The organism is Serratia sp. SCBI (assembly GCF_000747565.1).
In the GTDB taxonomy this organism is placed as follows: Bacteria; Pseudomonadota; Gammaproteobacteria; order Enterobacterales; family Enterobacteriaceae; genus Serratia; species Serratia ureilytica.
In genome coordinates this window covers 717824-737048 of the sequence record NZ_CP003424.1, presented here as the reverse complement: position 1 = coordinate 737048, position 19225 = coordinate 717824, and the positions used below count along the sequence as shown (strand labels likewise).

General features: G+C 61.3%; 17 protein-coding genes. 8 read left to right on the top strand and 9 right to left on the bottom strand.

Annotation, left to right across the window (positions count from 1 at the left end):
* Positions 1 to 36: 36 nt before the first annotated feature.
* Complete coding sequence (gene rluA, locus SERRSCBI_RS03335) at positions 37 to 687, top strand: bifunctional tRNA pseudouridine(32) synthase/23S rRNA pseudouridine(746) synthase RluA (RefSeq protein ID WP_033641835.1); 651 nt, start codon at positions 37 to 39, stop codon at positions 685 to 687.
* Positions 688 to 830: 143 nt separating this feature from the next.
* Here rluA and djlA read toward each other — a convergent pair whose 3' ends face one another.
* The gene (djlA, locus tag SERRSCBI_RS03330) at positions 831 to 1652 is read right to left on the bottom strand and encodes a co-chaperone DjlA (protein WP_025301546.1); all 822 of its coding nucleotides are present in this window, start codon (positions 1650 to 1652) and stop codon (positions 831 to 833) included.
* A gap of 228 nt (positions 1653 to 1880) precedes the next feature.
* On the opposite strand from djlA, the gene lptD reads away from it, so the two are divergent.
* The 6 genes from lptD to apaH all read left to right on the top strand — a co-directional run bounded on the left by lptD (position 1881) and on the right by apaH (position 8642).
* A complete protein-coding gene (gene lptD / locus SERRSCBI_RS03325; protein WP_021505352.1) occupies positions 1881 to 4241 on the top strand; it encodes an LPS assembly protein LptD in 2361 nt (786 codons plus the stop codon).
* Positions 4242 to 4306: 65 nt separating this feature from the next.
* Positions 4307 to 5608 (top strand): peptidylprolyl isomerase SurA, encoded by a 1302-nt coding sequence (gene surA, locus SERRSCBI_RS03320; protein WP_033641834.1) that lies wholly within the window; start codon positions 4307 to 4309, stop codon positions 5606 to 5608.
* Positions 5586 to 6587 (top strand): 4-hydroxythreonine-4-phosphate dehydrogenase PdxA, encoded by a 1002-nt coding sequence (gene pdxA / locus SERRSCBI_RS03315; RefSeq protein ID WP_369795897.1) that lies wholly within the window; start codon positions 5586 to 5588, stop codon positions 6585 to 6587. The genes surA and pdxA overlap by 23 nt, the downstream gene beginning before the upstream one ends.
* A complete protein-coding gene (rsmA, locus tag SERRSCBI_RS03310) occupies positions 6580 to 7398 on the top strand; it encodes a 16S rRNA (adenine(1518)-N(6)/adenine(1519)-N(6))-dimethyltransferase RsmA (protein ID WP_033641833.1) in 819 nt (272 codons plus the stop codon). The genes pdxA and rsmA overlap by 8 nt, the downstream gene beginning before the upstream one ends.
* A 12-nt stretch (positions 7399 to 7410) precedes the next feature.
* Positions 7411 to 7788, top strand: coding sequence for a Co2+/Mg2+ efflux protein ApaG (apaG, locus tag SERRSCBI_RS03305; protein WP_015376624.1), 378 nt, complete (start codon positions 7411 to 7413; stop codon positions 7786 to 7788).
* Between the two features lie 2 nt (positions 7789 to 7790).
* The gene (apaH, locus tag SERRSCBI_RS03300; protein WP_033641832.1) at positions 7791 to 8642 is read left to right on the top strand and encodes a bis(5'-nucleosyl)-tetraphosphatase (symmetrical) ApaH; all 852 of its coding nucleotides are present in this window, start codon (positions 7791 to 7793) and stop codon (positions 8640 to 8642) included.
* 46 nt (positions 8643 to 8688) lie between these two features.
* Here apaH and SERRSCBI_RS03295 read toward each other — a convergent pair whose 3' ends face one another.
* From SERRSCBI_RS03295 to SERRSCBI_RS03280, 5 genes are all read right to left on the bottom strand, one after another.
* Complete coding sequence (locus SERRSCBI_RS03295; protein ID WP_368442253.1) at positions 8689 to 10371, bottom strand: PhoX family phosphatase; 1683 nt, start codon at positions 10369 to 10371, stop codon at positions 8689 to 8691.
* Between the two features lie 65 nt (positions 10372 to 10436).
* On the bottom strand, positions 10437 to 10535 hold the full coding sequence (locus SERRSCBI_RS25320) for an MYXO-CTERM sorting domain-containing protein (protein WP_225735559.1): 99 nt from the start codon (positions 10533 to 10535) through the stop codon (positions 10437 to 10439).
* A gap of 223 nt (positions 10536 to 10758) precedes the next feature.
* Positions 10759 to 11241, bottom strand: a complete 483-nt coding sequence (gene folA / locus SERRSCBI_RS03290; RefSeq protein ID WP_033637073.1) for a type 3 dihydrofolate reductase — start codon at positions 11239 to 11241, stop codon at positions 10759 to 10761.
* A 143-nt stretch (positions 11242 to 11384) separates the two neighbouring features.
* Positions 11385 to 11849, bottom strand: a complete 465-nt coding sequence (locus tag SERRSCBI_RS03285) for a threonine/serine exporter (RefSeq protein WP_033651687.1) — start codon at positions 11847 to 11849, stop codon at positions 11385 to 11387.
* Complete coding sequence (locus SERRSCBI_RS03280) at positions 11846 to 12646, bottom strand: threonine/serine exporter ThrE family protein (RefSeq protein WP_042783672.1); 801 nt, start codon at positions 12644 to 12646, stop codon at positions 11846 to 11848. Before SERRSCBI_RS03280 ends, SERRSCBI_RS03285 begins: the two co-directional genes overlap by 4 nt.
* 128 nt (positions 12647 to 12774) lie before the next feature.
* Between SERRSCBI_RS03280 and SERRSCBI_RS03275 the strand changes: the two genes are divergently transcribed.
* A complete protein-coding gene (locus SERRSCBI_RS03275; RefSeq protein WP_015376619.1) occupies positions 12775 to 13389 on the top strand; it encodes a LysE family translocator in 615 nt (204 codons plus the stop codon).
* Between the two features lie 34 nt (positions 13390 to 13423).
* Here the strand turns inward: SERRSCBI_RS03275 and kefC are convergent, their stop codons facing one another.
* From kefC to carB, 3 genes are all read right to left on the bottom strand, one after another.
* Complete coding sequence (gene kefC, locus SERRSCBI_RS03270) at positions 13424 to 15277, bottom strand: glutathione-regulated potassium-efflux system protein KefC (RefSeq protein ID WP_042783671.1); 1854 nt, start codon at positions 15275 to 15277, stop codon at positions 13424 to 13426.
* Positions 15270 to 15827: a glutathione-regulated potassium-efflux system oxidoreductase KefF gene (kefF, locus tag SERRSCBI_RS03265; protein WP_033641826.1), complete on the bottom strand. Its 558-nt coding sequence runs from the start codon at positions 15825 to 15827 to the stop codon at positions 15270 to 15272. Before kefF ends, kefC begins: the two co-directional genes overlap by 8 nt.
* A 170-nt stretch (positions 15828 to 15997) precedes the next feature.
* On the bottom strand, positions 15998 to 19222 hold the full coding sequence (gene carB, locus SERRSCBI_RS03260; protein WP_025301533.1) for a carbamoyl-phosphate synthase large subunit: 3225 nt from the start codon (positions 19220 to 19222) through the stop codon (positions 15998 to 16000).
* Positions 19223 to 19225: the final 3 nt, after the last annotated feature.

The window sequence follows — 19225 nt, the reverse complement described above, 5'->3', positions numbered from 1 at the left end:
GTTGCCTCCCCGTTCGGCCCTTTTCGCGGAGCCAAGATGGAACCCTACAATCCCCCGCAGGACCCGCTGCACATCCTGTATCAGGATGAACACATCATGGTGGTCAACAAGCCCAGCGGCTTGCTGTCGGTGCCCGGCCGCGCGCCGGAAAACAAAGACAGCCTGATGACCCGCATTCAGGCCGATCATCCGGCCGCCGAATCGGTGCACCGGCTGGATATGGCCACCAGCGGGGTGATCGTGGTGGCGCTCAACAAGGCCGCCGAGCGTGAGCTGAAGCGTCAGTTCCGCGAACGCGAACCGAAGAAATCTTATATCGCCCGCGTTTGGGGGCATATGGCGCATGACGAAGGGTTGGTGGATTTGCCGCTGATCTGCGACTGGCCGAACCGGCCGCTGCAAAAGGTGTGTTTTGACACCGGCAAAGCGGCGCAGACGGAATATCTGGTGCTGTCGCGCGACGCCGACGGCAGCACCCGCGTGAAGCTGACGCCGATCACCGGCCGCTCGCATCAGCTGCGGGTGCACATGCTGGCGCTGGGACACCCGATCCTCGGCGACGGTTTCTACGCCCCGCCGGAAGCCAAAGCGATGGCGCCGCGGCTGCAGCTGCATGCGCAAGAGCTGCGCATCACCCACCCCGCCTTCCAGACGCCGATGCACTTTCGCGCCGAGCCGGATTTCTGAGCTCATCACCCTGAGATACCCTAAATAATTCGAGTTGCAGGAAGGCGGCAACTAAGCGCAGCCCCGGGAGCGTACAAAAAGTACGTGACCGGGGTAAGCGCGGGCAGCCAACACACCTGCAGCTCGAAGTATGACGGGTATCGTTATTTAAAACCTTTCTCGCGTTTGATCAGGTCGTACGCCGCCTGGATCTCCTGCGCTTTCTGCTTGGCCATTTCCATCATCTCCGGCGGCAAGCCTTTCGCCACCAGCTTATCCGGATGGTGTTCGCTCATCAGCTTGCGGTAGGCGCGTTTGATGGTGGCGGCATCGTCGCTGCTGCGCACGCCGAGCACCTTGCACGCATCGTCGAGCGTCGGGCCGCGCTGAGCCTGCTGATAACCGCCTTGCGAATACCCGCCCTGCTGACCGCCGCCGAACTGACGCCCGCCCTCCATCATGCTGAGGAACTGATCGAACTGCGCGCGCGAAATGCCCAGCTCTTCGGCGATGACATACAGCACCTGACGTTCGTTCGGGTGCAGCGAGCCGTCGGCGAACGCCGCCTGAATCTGAATTTCCAGAAACATCCGAATCAGATCGAAGCGGCCGAAACAGATGCTGCGGAACTGCTGCAGCGTCTCACGCAGCGGGAACTGGCTCTGTTTGCCCTCGCGGAACGCCTGCTGTGCCGCAGTGCGGGCTTCGCCGTGCAGCTGCAGGCGATCCATGAACAGGCTGGCGATCTGGATATCCGCCTCGGTGACGCGTCCTTTGGATTTGGTCAGGTGGCCCATAACCTGAAAAGTGGTGCGGAAAAACAGCGTTTGCCGCGTTTGCTGGTCGGTGAAAAACCCCCGGCTGCGCTTGTTGCTGCGCGCCGTATCGATCATATGACCGATAATCAGCCCCAGAACTACACCCCAGAATCCCGCGCCAGACCAGATGGCGACGATGACGCCGAGCAGTTTTCCCCAATACTGCATATACTCCTCAATTATCATGCCGAAAGCCGCCCGCTCTCCTCCGTTTCAGGAAAGGGCGCAGGCGATTTTTCCTAGAATTTGGATTATCATACCTGTCATTTATCTTTGCGCCTAACGACGACGCAAGTAAACGGCTGGATTTAGCACTAGCGCAACGCAGATGAGTAATATAGTCTCTGACCGTTTGCCGGACACGACGCCTCTGATGACGGAACACCAAAACCGCGTATGAAAAAAAGTTTCCCAACACTGCTGGCCACGATGATTTGGACGGCACTCTACAGTCAGCATGCGCTGGCTGATCTGGCCGAGCAATGCATGCTTGGCGTTCCTGTTTACGACAAGCCTTTGGTCAGCGGCGATCCGAACAGCCAGCCGGTGACCATCAATGCCGATGACTCGCGCGCCGACTACCCGAAAAGCGCCCTGTTCAGCGGCAACGTGCATATCGAGCAGGGCAACAGCACCCTGACCGCCAAAGAAGTTGAGCTGAATCAGACGCAAAACCCCGGCCAGACGGAACCGGTGCGTACCGTCACCGCCACCGGCGACGTGCACTACAGCGACAATCAGATCAAACTGAAAGGCCCGAAGGCCTGGTCTAACCTGAATACCAAAGATACCGACGTCTATGAAGGCGACTACCAGATGGTAGGCCGTCAGGGGCGTGGCGACGCCGACAAGATGAAAATGCGCGGCGCCAACCGTTACACCATCCTGGAAAACGGCACCTTTACCTCCTGTCTGCCGGGCGACGACAGCTGGAGCGTGGTCGGTTCCGAAGTGATCCACGATCGCGAAGAGCAGGTGGCGGAAATATGGAACGCCCGCTTCCGCATCGGTGGCGTGCCGGTGTTCTACAGCCCGTACCTGCAGCTGCCGGTCGGCGACAAGCGCCGTTCCGGCTTCCTGATCCCGAACGCCAAGTACGGCAGCAACAACGGCTTCGAGTTCATGTTGCCGTATTACTGGAACATCGCGCCGAACTACGACGCCACCATTACCCCGCACTATATGTCCAAGCGCGGCCTGCAGTGGCAGACCGAGTTCCGTTATCTGGTGCAGCCGGGCCTCGGCCTGATGGAGTTCGACTGGTTGCCGGACGATAAGGAATACGGCAAAGATCATGACGACAACAAACGCTGGCTGTTCTACTGGAACCACAACGGCGTTATGGATCAGGTGTGGCGCTTCAACGTCGATTACACCAAGGTCAGCGATTCCAAGTACTTCACCGATCTGGACTCCAAATACGGCTCCACCACCGACGGCTACGCCACGCAGAAATTTAGCCTCGGCTACGCCAACGAAAACTGGAACGCCACGCTGAGCTCCAAGCAGTTCCAGATTTACGACGATACCGATCGCTCACAGTCGGACTCGTATAAAGTCCAGCCGCAGCTGGATCTGAACTACTACAAGAACGACCTCGGTCCGTTCGACTTCCATATTTACGGCCAGGCGGCCAAGTTCACCAGCGTCAACCCATACAGCCCGGACGCCACCCGTCTGCATATGGAACCGACGCTGAGTCTGCCGCTCACCAACGGCTGGGCCAGCCTGAACACCGAAGCCAAGGTGATGGCGACCCATTACCAGCAGGATATTCCTGACGGTTTCGCCGCCAACTACCAGAGCCGCAAAAACGCTGCCGCGCCGGAGCTCGATGATTCGGTCAACCGCGTACTGCCGCAGTTCAAAGTCGACGGCAAGCTGGTGTTCGAGCGGCCGATGATCTGGGCCGAAGGCGCCACCCAGACGCTGGAGCCGCGCGTGCAGTACCTGTACGTGCCGTACCGCGACCAGAGCAACATCTACACCTACGACACCACGCTGCTGCAGACCGACTACTCCGGCCTGTTCCGCGATCGCACCTACAGCGGCCTGGATCGCATCGCTTCGCAGAACCGCGTGTCTACCGGTTTGACCACCCGCATTTATGATGACGCGCTGGTTGAACGTTTTAACGCTTCCGTGGGTCAAATCTACTACTTCAGCCGTTCGCGCACCGGCGATCGGGTAACCGGGTACGACAACAACGACGATACCGGCAGCGTGGCCTGGGCCGGCGATACCTATTGGAAAATCGACGATCGTTGGGGCCTGCGCGGCGGCCTGCAGTACGACACCCGCCTGAACAGCGTCTCGCTGGGCAACGGCGTGGTGGAATACCGCCAGGATGCCGAGCGCGTAGTGCAGCTGAACTACCGTTACGCCACGCCGGAATATATCCAGACGGCGTTGAACACCAAAACGGTTCCGGCCTTCCAGGACGGCATCTCGCAGGTGGGCATCACCGGCAGCTGGCCGATCGCCGATCGTTGGGCGGTGGTCGGGGCGTACTACTACGACACCCGCGCCAAACAATCCGCCGATCAGCTGGTGGGGCTGAAGTACAACACCTGCTGCTGGGCGGTGACGCTGGGCTATGAGCGCAAGATCACCGACTGGAACAACAGCAACAATACCAGCGTTTACGACAACAGAGTTTCGTTCAACGTCGAACTGCGCGGCCTGAGCAGCGATCATAGTCTCGGCTCCGCAGAAATGCTGCGCTCCGGCATTCTGCCGTATCAGCGCGCATTCTGACGCTTTGCAACACTTTGAAAACGAGAACTTTCACCCGCATTTGCGGATTACATAATGGGAAATGTATGAAGAACTGGAGAACGCTTATTCTCGGATTGGTGGTTTGCGCCAATGCCGCGTTCGCAGCACCCCAAGAAGTGGATAAAGTCGCCGCCGTCGTGGATAACGGCGTGGTACTCGAAAGCGACGTCAACGGACTGTTGCAGTCGGTGAAGCTCAACGCCCAGCAGGCCGGTCAGCAACTGCCGGACGACAAGACGCTGCGCCATCAGATCATCGAACGCCTGATCATGGATAACATCCAGCTGCAGATGGCCAAGAAAATGGGCATCACCGTCTCCGACGCCGATCTGGACAAAGCGATCGCCAACATCGCCGCGCAGAACCGCATGAGCGTAGATCAGCTGCGCAGCCGCCTGTCGTACGAAGGGCTGAACTACAACACCTACCGCGCGCAGATCCGCAAAGAGATGCTGATCTCCGAAGTGCGCAACAACGAAGTGCGCCGCCGCGTCACCATCCTGCCGCAGGAAGTGGACGCGCTGGCCAAACAGGTGGGCGCGCAGAACGGCAGCGACACCGAAATGAACATCAGCCACATCCTGATCCCGCTGCCGGAGAACCCGTCGCAGCAGCAGGTCGACAAAGCCGAAGAGCTGGCCAAACGCCTGGTGGGCGAGATCAACAGCGGCGCCGACTTCGGCAAGCTGGCGATCACTTACTCCGCCGACTCTCAGGCGCTGAAAGGCGGCAACATGGGCTGGGGCAAGCTGCAAGAGATCCCGACCCTGTTCGCTGAACGCCTGGTCAGCGCCAAGAAAGGTGACGTCGTCGGCCCAATCCGTTCCGGCGTCGGCTTCCACATCCTGAAAGTCAACGACATCCGCGGCGCCAGCCAGTCGGTGTCGGTCACCGAAGTGCACGCCCGTCACATCCTGCTGAAACCTTCGGTGGTGCTGACCGACGACCAGGCGCGCGCCAAACTGCAATCCGTGGCGGAAGCGATCAAGAGCGGCCGCGCCAAGTTTGCCGACGAAGCCAAACAGCTGTCGCAGGATCCGGGTTCCGCCATGCAGGGCGGCGATCTGGGCTGGGCTTCCCCGGACATCTACGATCCCGCCTTCCGCGATGCGTTGCTCAAGCTGAGCAAAGGTGAGATCAGCGCGCCGGTGCACTCTTCCTTCGGTTGGCACCTGATTCAGCTGCTGGATACCCGTCAGGTGGATAAGACCGACGCCGCGCAGAAAGATCGCGCTTACCGCATGCTGTTCAACCGTAAGTTCGCCGAAGAGGCGCAGACCTGGATGCAGGAACAGCGCGCCCAGGCTTACGTGAAGATCCTCGATGGCAGCGATGCACAGCAATAAACGCGTCGTCATTACCCCCGGCGAACCCGCCGGGGTGGGGCCGGATTTGGTAGCCGCCCTGGCGCAACAGGATTGGCCTGTTGAGCTGGTGGTGTGCGCCGATCCGGCCCTGTTGCTTGAACGCGCCAAGCGTTTGGACCTGCCGCTGACGCTGCGCGACTACCAGCCGCAGCAGCCGGCCGAGGCGCAACGCGCCGGCACGCTGACCGTGCTGCCGGTGCCGCTCGCTCAGCCGGTTACCGCCGGTGAACTGAACGTCGGCAACAGCGCCTACGTGGTGGAAACCCTGGCACGCGCCTGCGACGGTTGCCTGAACGGCGAATTCGCTGCGCTGATCACCGGCCCGGTGAACAAGGGCGTGATCAACGACGCCGGCGTGCCGTTTATCGGCCATACCGAATTCTTTGCCGATCGCAGCCGCTGCGATCGCGTGGTGATGATGCTCGCGACCGAAGAGCTGCGCGTGGCGCTGGCGACCACCCACCTGCCGCTGCTGGCGGTACCGGGCGCCATCACGCAGCAGAGCCTGTTCGAAGTCATTCGCATCCTCGACCACGATCTGAAAACCAAATTTGGCATCGCCCAGCCGCACATTTACGTCTGCGGTCTGAATCCCCACGCCGGGGAAGGCGGCCATATGGGGCGCGAAGAGATAGACACCATCATCCCGGCGCTCGACGCGCTGCGCGCTGACGGTATCCATCTTGTCGGCCCGCTGCCGGCGGACACCCTGTTCCAGCCCAAATATCTGCAAGATGCCGATGCGGTGCTGGCGATGTATCACGATCAGGGGCTGCCGGTGCTAAAATACCAAGGGTTCGGCCGCGCGGTGAATATCACCCTCGGTTTGCCTTTCATACGCACCTCGGTCGACCACGGTACCGCTCTGGAACTGGCCGGCACCGGCACCGCCGATGTCGGCAGTTTCCAAACGGCCCTGAATCTCGCCATTAAAATGATAATTAATTGTAATGAATAACAGAGTCCACCAAGGGCACTTTGCCCGCAAACGCTTTGGACAAAACTTTTTAACCGATCAGTTTGTCATCGATAGCATTGTCTCCGCCATTCACCCGCAGCCGGGCGAAGCGGTGGTCGAGATCGGCCCCGGCCTCGGCGCCTTGACCGAACCGGTCGGCGCACGCATGGACCGCATGACGGTGATCGAACTGGACCGCGATCTGGCCACTCGGCTGGAGAATCACCCGCAGCTGAAAGACAAGCTGACCATCCGCCAGCAGGACGCCATGACGGTGAATTTCGCCGAACTGGCCGAGGAGGCTGGCCAACCGCTGCGCGTATTTGGTAACCTGCCGTACAATATTTCGACGCCGCTGATGTTCCACCTTTTCAGCTATACTCAGGCAATCCGCGACATGCACTTTATGTTGCAGAAAGAGGTGGTCAACCGTCTGGTGGCCGGCCCTAACAGCAAGGCCTACGGGCGTTTAACCGTGATGGCGCAGTACTACTGCAACGTCATCCCGGTGCTGGAAGTGCCGCCGACCGCGTTCGCGCCGCCGCCGAAGGTCGATTCCGCCGTGGTGCGCCTGGTCCCGCACACCGAGCTGCCGAACCCGGTGGGCGACGTGCGCATGCTGAGCCGCATCACCACGCAGGCGTTCAACCAGCGGCGGAAAACCATCCGCAATAGCCTGGGCGATCTGTTCACGCCGGAGCAGCTGACGGAGCTGGGCGTCGATCCTTCGCTCAGAGCAGAGAATATTTCTGTGGCGCAGTACTGCAAGCTGGCGAACTGGCTGTCAGCCAATCCGGCGCCGCAGCAATAAGGAGTTGTTGTCATGATTGATTCGCCCCGCGTGTGTATTCAGGTTCAGAGCATCTATGTGGAATCACAGTCGATCCCTGAAGAAGAGCGTTACGTCTTCGCCTATACCATTACCATCCGCAATCTGGGGCGGACCAACGTGCAACTGCTGGGCCGTTACTGGCTGATCACCAACAGCAACGGCCGCCAAACCGAAGTCCAGGGCGAAGGCGTGATCGGCGAACAGCCCGTCATTCCGCCCGGTGGAGAGTTTCAGTACACCAGCGGCGCCATTCTGGAAACACCGCTGGGCACCATGGAAGGCCATTACGAAATGGTTGACCATCAGGGTCAGCCGTTCCGCACCGCTATTCCCGTGTTCCGCTTAGCCATTCCAACGCTGATCCATTAATTATGTCGACATACCTTATCGGCGACGTTCACGGCTGTTTCGATGAACTGAAGTCGCTGCTGGCTCAGGTTGCGTTCGATCCCGAGCGCGATCAACTGTGGCTGACCGGCGATCTGGTGGCGCGCGGCCCCGCCTCGCTGGACGTGCTGCGCTATGTGCGCTCGCTCGGCCCGGCGGTGCGCATGGTGCTGGGCAACCACGATCTGCACCTGCTGGCGGTTTACGCCGGCATCAGCCGCAACAAACCCAAAGATCGCATCACGCCGCTGCTGGAAGCGCCGGACGCCGACGAGCTGATCAACTGGCTGCGCCGCCAACCGGTGCTGCAGGTGGATGATGAGCAAAAACTGGTGATGGCCCACGCCGGCATCACCCCGCAGTGGGACATCGACACCGCGAAAATGTGCGCTCGCGAAGTGGAGGCGGTATTGAGCAGCGACAGCTATCCGCTGTTCCTCGACGCCATGTACGGCGACATGCCGAACAACTGGGCGCCGGAGCTGAGCGGCCTGGCGCGCCTGCGTTTCAGCACCAATGCGCTGACGCGCATGCGCTACTGCTTCCCCAACGGCCAGCTTGACATGATCTGCAAAGATGCGCCGGGCAGCGCGCCGGCGCCGCTGAAACCGTGGTTCGAGCTGCCGCGCCTGGTGGACCCGGAATACACCATCATCTTCGGCCACTGGGCCTCGCTGGAAGGCAAGGGCACGCCGGAGGGCGTGATCGGGCTGGATACCGGCTGCTGCTGGGGCGGCGATCTGACGATGCTGCGCTGGGAAGACCGCCGTTACTTCACGCAGCCCGCCAATCGCGGCGAAGCGCCTGACCACGCCGGCAGATTAGCCGCATCCTGAAACGATAAAGGCGGCCCGGTGGCCGCCTTTGTTCTGTATTGCCACCTTACGCCCCAATCACTCCGCCATCTTCACGCGTGATCATCAACACCGATGAACGCGGGCGCGGGCTGTTGTTCGGGAAGTGCGAATCGCCTTCTTCTCCGGGATGCTGTACGTTGACGAACATCGTCTTGTAGTCCGGGGTGAAGGTGATGCCGGTCAGTTCGCAGGACTTCGGCCCCACCATGAAACGGCGGATCTCGCCGCTGACCGGATCGCCCACCAGCATCTGGTTGTTGCCCTGCCCGACGTAATCGCCCTTGTTGCTGTACTTGCCGTCGGTGAGGATCCACAGACGGCCGGCGCGATCGAAACCCAGCCCGTCCGGGCTGTTGAAGGTATTTTCCGCCGTGATGTTCGGCGTGCCGCGGTTGACGCCTTCGGGGTGGGCAATCGGGTTGCCGCACAGCGCATAGATGTCCCAGGCGAAGACGTCGGCGGTGGCGTCGCCGCCCTCGTCCCAGCGAATGATTTGGCCGTAGATATTGTTCGGTCGCGGGTTGGCGGCGTTCAACGGCATCCCTTCCTCGCCGCGCTTGCTGTTGTTGGTCAGCGTGCAGTACGCGCGCCCGTCATGCGGGTTCACCGCGATCCACTCCGGGCGATCCATTTTGGTGGCGCCGACCTGCTGCGCCGCCTTGCGGGCGAAGATCAGCACTTCGGCCTCATCGCGGAAACCGTTCTCCGGCGTCAGGCCGTTCTTGCCGAACTCAAGCGCAATCCAGCGCCCTTTGCCCTTCAGCGGCGTGCCGGCTTCATCGCCGTCGAACTGCGCCACGTACAGCGTCCCCTCATCCAGCAGCGTACGATTGTTGGCCGGATTGGCGGCGTCGACCACGCCTTTGGAGACGTACTTATAGATATGTTCGCCGCGCTCGTCGTCGCCCATATACACCACCAGACGGCCGTCTTTGGCCACGGTCACCGCCGCGTTTTCATGTTTGAAACGGCCGAGCGCGGTGTGCTTGATGGGCGTCGAGGTCGGATTCAACGGATCGATCTCGACAATCCAGCCGTGACGGTTGAATTCGTTGGGATTCTTCGCCACATCAAAACGCTCGTCATAGTCCGGCCAGTTGCGTTCCGGTTCGCTGGCCTTCAGCGTGTAGCGCTTCTGTTCCGGCGTGGTGCGATAATCGGCCTGACGGGTGCCGAAATAGGTGTCGAAGTTTTCCTCGCAGGTCAGGTAGGTACCCCACGGCGTCTTGCCGTTGGCGCAGTTGCCGAAGGTGCCCAGCACCTTGCGGCCGCTCGGATCGGCGGCGGTCTGCAACAGCGGATGTCCGGCGGCCGGGCCGCTGAATTGCATCTCGCTGTTGGCGGTGATGCGGCGGTTATAGCGCGACGGGCGTTCCACCTCCCAGCGCTGGCCGTCGCCGACCCGCTTGACCGCGACAATGGAGACGCCGTGCGCCGCCTGCGATTTGCGCACCTCTTCCAGGCTGGTGGCCTTGGCGCCGCCGTGGGCGAACAGGTACTGCTCGTTAACGTATTCGTTATTGATGGCCATCACGCCGTGATTGTCATCGATAGGGAAGAAGCTCATGCCATCGTTGTTGTCGCCAAACTGTTTTTCCTGATCGGCGGCGCTGTTGTTGCCCTGCGGATCGAAGGCCGGCGCGCCGTCCACCAGCGGCTCGCCCCAGGAGATCAGTACCTCGGCGCGGTAGCCTGGCGCTATCGTCACTTCATCGGCGGTAGACGCGGCGATGCCCCGGAAGCCCAGCAGCGTGTTCGGCGGCAGATCCTCGGCTAACGCCTCGGCGGAGACCGACCAGATGCCGCCGCCGAGAAAACCGGCCAGGCCGACGGCGCCGGCGCTGCCGAGCAGCAGCTTGCGGCGAGTGGGATCGATCAGGCGGTCGGCGTCTAATTGCTCAATTTGCTTGGTCATAACGTGGTTACCTTTTTAGTTATGGCGCCGCGGTCAAGATTCACCAGAGTTGCCGTGGCGCTCGGAGTTGGGCTTCATACTAATCAGGTAATGTGACGGAAAGGTTACGAATGACCGGCGCAAAAAGACCGGGGGCGCAATTGCTTGCGCCCCCGGGGATGACTGGCTAACGCGCTGAGATCAGCGGCGCTGCAGGATTTCGAAGCAGTAGCTATGCGAGTTCAGATCGTCGGCGTCGTGGAATTCGCTGAACGTGGTTTCCCACTCGTCCGGCTCGTAATCCGGGAAGTGAGTATCGCCGCCGACTTCGGCGTCGATGTGTGTCAGGTACAGGCGATCGGCGCGCGGCAGCAACTGGGTATAAATGCGCCCACCGCCGATCACCATCACTTCTTCCACCTCACCCGCGGCGGCCAGCGCCTCATCCAGCGAGGTCACCCAGGTCACCCCGGCGGCATTGCCCGGGCGGCTGCTCAAAACGATATTGTGACGGCCCGGCAGCGGGCGGCCGATGGACTCGAAGGTCTTGCGGCCCATAATAACCGGCTTATTCAACGTGTTGCGTTTAAACCACGCAAGGTCCGCCGGCAGGTGCCACGGCATGGCGTTTTCCATGCCAATAACGCGATCCGCCGCCAAGGCAGCGATCAGGCTGATAATCATTGTTTAACCCTGTGTAGGCAGCAAAATTGGTGACACTATACGTAAAGGCCTGAGTGCCGTCGATAGGCTAATCAAGCAAGATGAATATATAAGATAGCTCTTATCAGCATATCTAATAACCAACGTTCTTTTGCCGGGGAATTTCACACGCCGGGGCGTTTGCGGTACAACCACAGGCCCGGTAACGACAGGCCGATCGACAACGCGCCGACGATGAAACTGGCCTTGAGGAAGTTGGTGATCATGGTCTCCATCAAAGCCTCGCTGTAGCCCAGATGCGAGATCTCCACCACAGTTATCATCGCGGTATAGGCGGAAATGCCGGGGAACATCGGGATCACCGCCGCCACGGTGAACACCTTCGGATGCGCCAACAGCCAGCGCGACCAATAGATACCGATGATGCCGATCAGGATCGCCGCCAGCAGCGACGCCCACTCGATGTTCATGCCCACGTGCATCATCAGCATGCGCGAGCCGCGCCCGATTGCCCCAAGCAACGCGCAATAGCGCAGCGCGCGCAGCGGCACGTTGAACACCATGGCGAAGCCCAGCGCCGGCACCGCCGCCAACAGCATCTCCTGCAACAATGCCCACAGCAGACTCATGACCACCCCCGCAGATCCCACAGCGACATCGCCATCACCACGCCGATACAGGTCGCCAACGTCAACAGGCTGGCCATCGCCCAGCGCGCCAACCCGGTGTTGACGTGCCCCTTGAACATGTCGGCCACCGCGTTGATCAGCGGGAAGCCCGGCACCAGCAGCAGCACGCTGGCGGCCATCGCCACGCTCGAGGTCTCTTTAAACACCGGCAGGCGCAGCAGCAGCCCGGATATCGACGTAGCGACAAACGCCGTCAGGCAAAAATTGATCAGCGGATTCATATGGCGGGCGGTGAGGATCTGGCGCACCAGCATCGCCGCGCCGCTGGCGATAAAGGTCACCAGGAAGGCGTCGCCGCCGCCGCCGTTGAGCATGCTGAAACACCCGCAGGACAACCCCACCATCAGCACCACCAGCCAGCGCGGATAGCGCAGCGGCCGGATCTTTTCGAAGCGCCGCGCCACGTCGTGCGTATCCGCCAGGTGATGCTCGGCGAGGATCACGATATGCTGCACTTCCGTCACCACCTGCATATTGATGCCGCGATCGACATTCTTGCGGGTCGTAGTCAGGCAGGCGCCGTGGCTGAGGGTGGTCAACACCACCGCATTGGCGGAGATTGAACTTTCCACGCTGTCCATCCCCAGCGCCAACCCCAGGCGGGTGGACAACTGCTCCACCACCGTGCTCTCGGCGCCGTGCTGCAACAGCAGCAGCGCGCATTGAATGCACAAGCGGGTGATTTCACGCTGTTGCCGGTGCGGATCCGGCCTGTCTGTGGCGGTAGTCTGCTGCATGGTGCTCCGTCGCTGGCGATAGATGAATTATTATCATAGAGCCTAACAATACCTCATTGGGTTGATGCGCATCAGAGGAAGCGGCGTTATTATCGCCAACATGCTGCCTTTTGCGCGAGACGCCTCCCATGCTTGAAACGTCACTGTTTGTCGCCGGCATTGCCGCCCTCGGCATGCTTTCCCCCGGCCCGGATTTTTTCCTGGTGATCAAAAACGCCGCCCGCTACCCGCGTCTGGCCGCCATGATGACCGCCTTCGGCGTGATCTGCGGCGTCGCCACCCACATGTCCTACTGCGTCGCCGGGCTGGCGGTGGTGATCACCACCACGCCGTGGCTGTTCAACCTGCTGAAATACGCCGGGGCGGTCTATCTGGTGTGGATCGGCATCCAGGCGCTGCTGTCGCGCGGCGGCGGCAAAATGAACGTCAGCAATCTGCCGCAGCAACAGGTCAGCCTGAAGAGCGCCTTTGCGCAAGGCTACCTGTGCAACCTGCTGAACCCGAAAGCCACCCTGTTCTTCCTGGCGGTCTTCACCCAGGTGTTGCAGATCGATTCCGGTCTGGGTGACAAGCTGTGGTACGCGGGGATTATTCTCGGCCTGTCGGTCATCTGGTGGCCGCTGCTGGTGTTTTTGATCCAGAGCGGGCCGGTGCGCCGCGGGCTGGAAAAGACGCAGAAGATCGTCGACAAATTGCTGGGCGGCATGTTAATCGCCTTAGGCATCAAGGTCGCGCTGAGCTAAGCAAAAAAGGGGCGCCATCACGGCGCCCCTCCCCTTATCCTTTGGCTTCCACCACTTCGTCTTCCGGCGCCTTGCCGTCGATACTGCCGCGCCAGCCGGTCTGCTGCACCCGCGCCAGCCGATTCTGATCCTGCTCGATGGCCGCGCTGAGCATCTCCTTGGCCCGCTGCAGGCTGGCGATACGGAATTCAGTATCCTGGTAATTATCCAGCGTATCTTCCAGCATCTTCAGGTTATAGCGGCGGAAAGTGTCCGCTTTCTCGCGCGCCTCATAGGCGTCCAGCCCCAGCAGCTCCAGCGTTTCACGGCCGACGCGCAGCGAGCTTTCGAAGGTTTCGCGCTCCGGTTTTTCCACCCCCAGCTGCCGCAACTGATACCAATGATCGACGTCGCGCGCCCGTGCCACCACTTTCAGATGCGGGAAGTGCTGCCTGGCCAGCTCGGTTAATGCCAGGCTGTCCTCCACATCGTCGATGGCGTTGATCAGCACCTTGGCGTGAGCGGCGCCGGCCGCCTCCAGCAGATCGGCGCGCGTGGCGTCGCCGTAGAACACCTTGGTGTCAAATTTACGCAGCGTTTCGATATGGTCCGGATCGTGATCCAATACCACGGTGTGCACGCCGTTGGCCAACAGTAAACGACCGGCGATCTGGCCGAAACGGCCGAAGCCGGCGATGATCACGCTGGCGTTCTCGTCATCAATGACATCAGCCGGGCGATCCTCTTTCGGCACATTTTTCTCCAGCTGCGCGGCGATCACCAACAGCAGCGGGGTGGCCGCCATCGACAGCGCCACCGCCAGCGTCAGCGACTTGGCCCATTCAACCGGCAAGACGCCGGCCAGCTGCGCGGCGCTGAAGATCACGAAGGCGAACTCACTGCCCTGCCCCAGCAGAATGGCGAACAGGCCGCGCTGGCGCTTCGGCACCCCGAGCAGCGGGCCGATCAGCCACAGCAACGCCGCCTTGATCAGCATAAAGCCCAGCAGCAACGAGGCGATCAGCAACGGATGATGGAACAGCGTGCCGAAGTCGATCGACATGCCGACGCCGATGAAAAACAGCCCCAGCAGCAACCCTTTGAACGGCTGAATATCGCTCTCCAGCGCGTGGCGGTATTCCGAGCTCGCCAACAGCACCCCGGCGAGGAACGCCCCCATCGCCATCGACAACCCGGCCATCTCCAGCAGGATGCCAAAGCCGAACACCAGGAACAGCGCCACGGCGCTGAACACCTCGCGCATGCCCGAACGGGCGACGAAGTGCAGCAGCGGGCGGGTGACGTAGCGGCCAAGCAGCACCACCATCGTCAACGCGCCCACCACTTTGGCCGCCGACAGTACGAAAGCGCCCAGCGTCGTGGTGGCGCCGCTGCTGGCCAGCAGCGGGATCATCGCCACCAGCGGGATCGCCGCGATATCCTGGAACAGCAGCACCGCAAACGCGCTGCGGCCGATCGGCGACGGCGTCAAATTGCGTTCGCTCATCGCCTGCATGGCGATGGCGGTGGATGAGAGCGCCAGCGTCAAACCGATCAGCAGCGCCACCTTCCAGTTGAGGCCGAGGAAGTAGCAGAAGGCGCTCAGCGCCAGGCCGCAGCCCACCATCTGAATGCTGCCGCCGCCGAACACCGAGGCGCGCAGCGTCCACAGCCGCTTGGGATCCAGCTCCAGGCCGATGATAAACAGCATCAGTACCACGCCGATCTCGGCGAAGGTCAGGATAGACTCGGCATCCGACACCAGCTTCAGCCCCCAGGGACCGATAATGCAGCCGGCGATCAGGTAACCGAGCACCGAACCCAGCCCCAGGCGCACCGCAATCGGCACGAACAGCGCGGCGGAACCGAGATAGATCAGCCCCTCGATCATCATGTGGTGGTTATCCATGGCTGGCCTCCCGGGTTTCCGCTTCGGCATGTTCCATCAGATAGTCGACCAACCGCTGCCGGTAGGCTTCGCCGGCGGCGATCAGCGCCGGTTCGTTGCAGGTAAAGGTGTTGTGCAGGGCGAAGTACGGCTGCCAGTTCATGCCGCAATAAATCGCCGTGGCCTGCAGCGGCTGCGCCAGCGCGGCGAAGTTGGGAAAATCGCCCAGTTCGAAATGGTGCTCGTCACCACCGCTGGTCACCGCCCACAGGCAGTCTTTGCCCACCAGCGCGTTGCCGTCGTGGCCATAGGCCCAGCCGTGCTCCAGCACTTTGTCGATCCACAGCTTCAACAGCGGTGGGAAGCTGTACCACTGCATCGGATGCTGCAGCACCACCATGTCGGCGCGCTCCAGCGCCTGTTGCTCGGCGTTGATATCGATATTGAAATCGGGGTACAGCTCATACAGCGAGCGCACCTCCACCTCGGGAAGATCCCTCACCGCCTGCAGCAGGCGGTGATTGGCATGCGAATGCCGGGGATACGGGTGAGCATAAATTATCAGAATCATTGTTATCGTCGTTCCTTCGTTCCTTGCCAATACACCAAGCATATACCAATCACACAGAGTGACAGTTTGCCCACTGATTGATAGCGGAAATTTTTAACGCCAGCCTACAAATTCACTGAATAAAAAAGGGCGCTGCATCTGCAGCGCCCTGGCGTAGCGTTCGCGCGCGGTTACTTACCAATACGCGCGTGCATTTCCTGCACCGATGTCACCTGCTCGGTCGGATCCGCTTTCAGCGCCATCGCGGTGGCGAAGCCGCCGTTCAGCGTAGTGTCGTAGTGCACCTTGTACTGCAGGGCGCTGCGGCGAATCAGCTTGGAGTCCTCAATCGCCTGACGGCCTGCCGTGGTGTTGACGATGTAGGTGTACTCGCCGTTCTTGATACGGTCCTGAATGTGCGGACGCCCTTCGTGCACCTTGTTGACCAGGCGCGGGTTGATGCCCGCTTCGCCCAGCACCACCGCGGTGCCGTGGGTCGCGTCCAGCTCGAAGCCCTGCTTCAGCAGGCTGGCGGCCAAATCGACCACGCGAGCCTTGTCGCCTTCGCGCACCGACAGCAGCGCGCGGCCCTGTTTCTTCATGCCCGAGTTGCTGCCCAGCATCGCTTTGGAGAAAGCTTCCGCGAAGGTGCGGCCCACGCCCATCACTTCCCCGGTAGAGCGCATTTCCGGCCCCAAAATCGGGTCGACGCCCGGGAATTTGTTGAACGGCAGCACCACTTCTTTCACCGAGTAGTACGGCGGGATGATCTCTTCGGTCACGCCCTGTTCAACCAGCGTTTTGCCCGCCATCACGCGCGCGGCCACTTTGGCCAGCGGCACGCCGGTCGCTTTGGACACGAACGGCACGGTACGCGCGGCGCGCGGGTTGACTTCAATCAGATAAACTTCGTTGTCCTTCACCGCGAACTGCACGTTCATCAGGCCGCGCACCTGCAGCTCGAACGCCAGTTTCTCCACCTGGCGACGCATCACGTCCTGAATTTCCTGGCTCAGGGTGTACGCCGGCAGCGAACACGCGGAGTCGCCGGAGTGCACGCCCGCCTGCTCGATGTGCTCCATGATGCCGCCAATCAGCACGCGCTCGCCGTCGCAGATAGCATCGACGTCCACTTCCACCGCATCGTCCAGGAAGCGATCCAGCAACACCGGCGCATCGTTGGACACGCTGACCGCGGTCTGGAAGTAGCGGCGCAGGTCGGTTTCGTCATAGACGATTTCCATCGCCCGGCCGCCCAGCACGTAGGAAGGACGCACCACCAGCGGATAACCGATGCCCGCCGCCTTCTCGACCGCCTGCTCGATGGCAGTGACGGTGGCGTTGGCCGGCTGCTTCAGGCCCAAGCGGTTGACCGCCTGCTGGAAGCGTTCGCGGTCTTCGGCACGGTCGATGGCGTCCGGGCTGGTGCCGATGATCGGCACGCCTGCGGCTTCCAACTCGCGCGCCAGCTTCAGCGGGGTCTGGCCGCCGTACTGCACGATAACGCCTTTCGGTTTCTCGATGCGCACGATTTCCAGCACGTCTTCCAGGGTCACCGGCTCAAAGTACAGGCGGTCCGAGGTGTCGTAGTCGGTGGAGACGGTTTCCGGGTTGCAGTTGACCATGATGGTCTCGTAGCCATCTTCACGCAGCGCCAGCGAAGCGTGCACGCAGCAGTAGTCGAACTCGATGCCCTGGCCGATACGGTTCGGCCCGCCGCCCAGCACCATCACTTTCGGCCGGTCGTTGGTCGGGTTGGACTCGCACTCTTCTTCATAGGTGGAGTACATGTAGGCGGTGTCGGTAGCGAATTCCGCCGCGCAGGTATCCACGCGCTTGTACACCGGGTGCAGGCCGTGGCTGTGGCGCAGCTTGCGAATTTCGCTCTCGGCGACGCCGGCCAGCTTGGCCAGACGCGCATCGGCGAAGCCCTTGCGCTTCAACGTGCGCAGGAAGTCTTTGTCCAGGCCGTTGATGCCCGCTTCTGCCACCTGCTCTTCCAGGCGCACCAGCTCTTCAATCTGCACCAGGAACCAGCGATCGACGTTGGTCAGGTTGAAGACGCCGTCGACCGACAGACCGGCGCGGAAGGCGTCGGCGATGTACCAGATGCGGTCGGAACCGGCGTCTTTCAGCTCGCGGCGGATTTTGGTCAGCGCTTCCGGATCGTCCAGGCTCACTTTCGGATCGAAGCCGGTGGCGCCCACTTCCAGACCGCGCAGCGCTTTCTGCAGCGACTCCTGCTGAGTGCGGCCGATGGCCATCACTTCGCCGACCGACTTCATCTGGGTAGTCAGGCGATCGTTGGCGCCGGCGAACTTCTCGAAGTTGAAGCGCGGGATCTTGGTCACGACGTAGTCGATGGACGGCTCGAACGACGCCGGGGTGCGGCCGCCGGTGATGTCGTTCATCAGCTCATCGAGGGTATAGCCCACCGCCAGTTTGGCGGCGATCTTGGCGATCGGGAAGCCGGTGGCTTTCGACGCCAGCGCCGAAGAGCGCGACACGCGCGGGTTCATCTCGATGACGATCAGGCGGCCGGTTTTCGGGTTAACCGAGAACTGCACGTTGGAGCCGCCGGTTTCAACGCCGATCTCACGCAGCACCGCCATCGAGGCGTTGCGCATGATTTGGTATTCCTTGTCGGTCAGGGTCTGGGCCGGCGCAACGGTGATCGAGTCGCCGGTGTGGATGCCCATGGCGTCGAAGTTTTCGATGGAGCAAACGATGATGCAGTTGTCGTTCTTATCACGCACCACTTCCATCTCGTACTCTTTCCAACCGATCAGCGATTCGTCGATCAGCAGCTCGTTGGTCGGCGACAGGTCCAGACCGCGTTCGCAGATCTCTTCGAACTCTTCGCGGTTGTAGGCGATGCCGCCGCCGGTGCCGCCCATGGTAAAGGAAGGACGGATGATGCACGGGAAGCCGACGTCAGCGGCTACCGCCAGCGCTTCTTCCATGGTGTGCGCGATGCCGGAACGCGCGGTATCCAAACCGATTTTCTTCATCGCCACGTCGAAACGGCGGCGGTCTTCGGCCTTGTCGATGGCATCGGCGGTCGCGCCGATCATGGTGACGCCGAACTCGGCCAGCACGCCCTGACGCTCCAGCTCCAGCGCGCAGTTCAGCGCCGTCTGGCCGCCCATGGTCGGCAGAACCGCATCCGGACGCTCTTTTTCGATGATCTTGCGCACCACTTCCCAGTGGATCGGCTCAATGTAGGTCGCATCGGCCATTTCCGGGTCGGTCATGATGGTCGCCGGGTTGGAGTTGACCAGAATGACGCGGTAGCCCTCTTCGCGCAGCGCTTTACACGCCTGGGCGCCCGAGTAGTCGAACTCACACGCCTGGCCGATAACAATCGGGCCAGCGCCGAGGATCAGGATGCTTTTTATGTCTGTACGTTTTGGCATTTT

What these genes read in the sequence shown, in the direction of transcription:
- SERRSCBI_RS03280 (WP_042783672.1), bottom strand. Translation starts at nt 12,646, where the DNA reads ATGCAGCAGACTACCGCCACAGACAGGCCGGATCCGCACCGGCAACAG.
- lptD (WP_021505352.1), top strand. Translation starts at nt 1,881, where the DNA reads ATGAAAAAAAGTTTCCCAACACTGCTGGCCACGATGATTTGGACGGCA.
- surA (WP_033641834.1), top strand. Translation starts at nt 4,307, where the DNA reads ATGAAGAACTGGAGAACGCTTATTCTCGGATTGGTGGTTTGCGCCAAT.
- rluA (WP_033641835.1), top strand. Translation starts at nt 37, where the DNA reads ATGGAACCCTACAATCCCCCGCAGGACCCGCTGCACATCCTGTATCAG.
- SERRSCBI_RS03285 (WP_033651687.1), bottom strand. Translation starts at nt 11,849, where the DNA reads ATGAGTCTGCTGTGGGCATTGTTGCAGGAGATGCTGTTGGCGGCGGTG.
- SERRSCBI_RS03275 (WP_015376619.1), top strand. Translation starts at nt 12,775, where the DNA reads ATGCTTGAAACGTCACTGTTTGTCGCCGGCATTGCCGCCCTCGGCATG.
- djlA (WP_025301546.1), bottom strand. Translation starts at nt 1,652, where the DNA reads ATGCAGTATTGGGGAAAACTGCTCGGCGTCATCGTCGCCATCTGGTCT.
- kefF (WP_033641826.1), bottom strand. Translation starts at nt 15,827, where the DNA reads ATGATTCTGATAATTTATGCTCACCCGTATCCCCGGCATTCGCATGCC.
- apaH (WP_033641832.1), top strand. Translation starts at nt 7,791, where the DNA reads ATGTCGACATACCTTATCGGCGACGTTCACGGCTGTTTCGATGAACTG.
- folA (WP_033637073.1), bottom strand. Translation starts at nt 11,241, where the DNA reads ATGATTATCAGCCTGATCGCTGCCTTGGCGGCGGATCGCGTTATTGGC.
- apaG (WP_015376624.1), top strand. Translation starts at nt 7,411, where the DNA reads ATGATTGATTCGCCCCGCGTGTGTATTCAGGTTCAGAGCATCTATGTG.
- carB (WP_025301533.1), bottom strand. Translation starts at nt 19,222, where the DNA reads ATGCCAAAACGTACAGACATAAAAAGCATCCTGATCCTCGGCGCTGGC.
- rsmA (WP_033641833.1), top strand. Translation starts at nt 6,580, where the DNA reads ATGAATAACAGAGTCCACCAAGGGCACTTTGCCCGCAAACGCTTTGGA.
- kefC (WP_042783671.1), bottom strand. Translation starts at nt 15,277, where the DNA reads ATGGATAACCACCACATGATGATCGAGGGGCTGATCTATCTCGGTTCC.
- pdxA (WP_369795897.1), top strand. Translation starts at nt 5,586, where the DNA reads ATGGCAGCGATGCACAGCAATAAACGCGTCGTCATTACCCCCGGCGAA.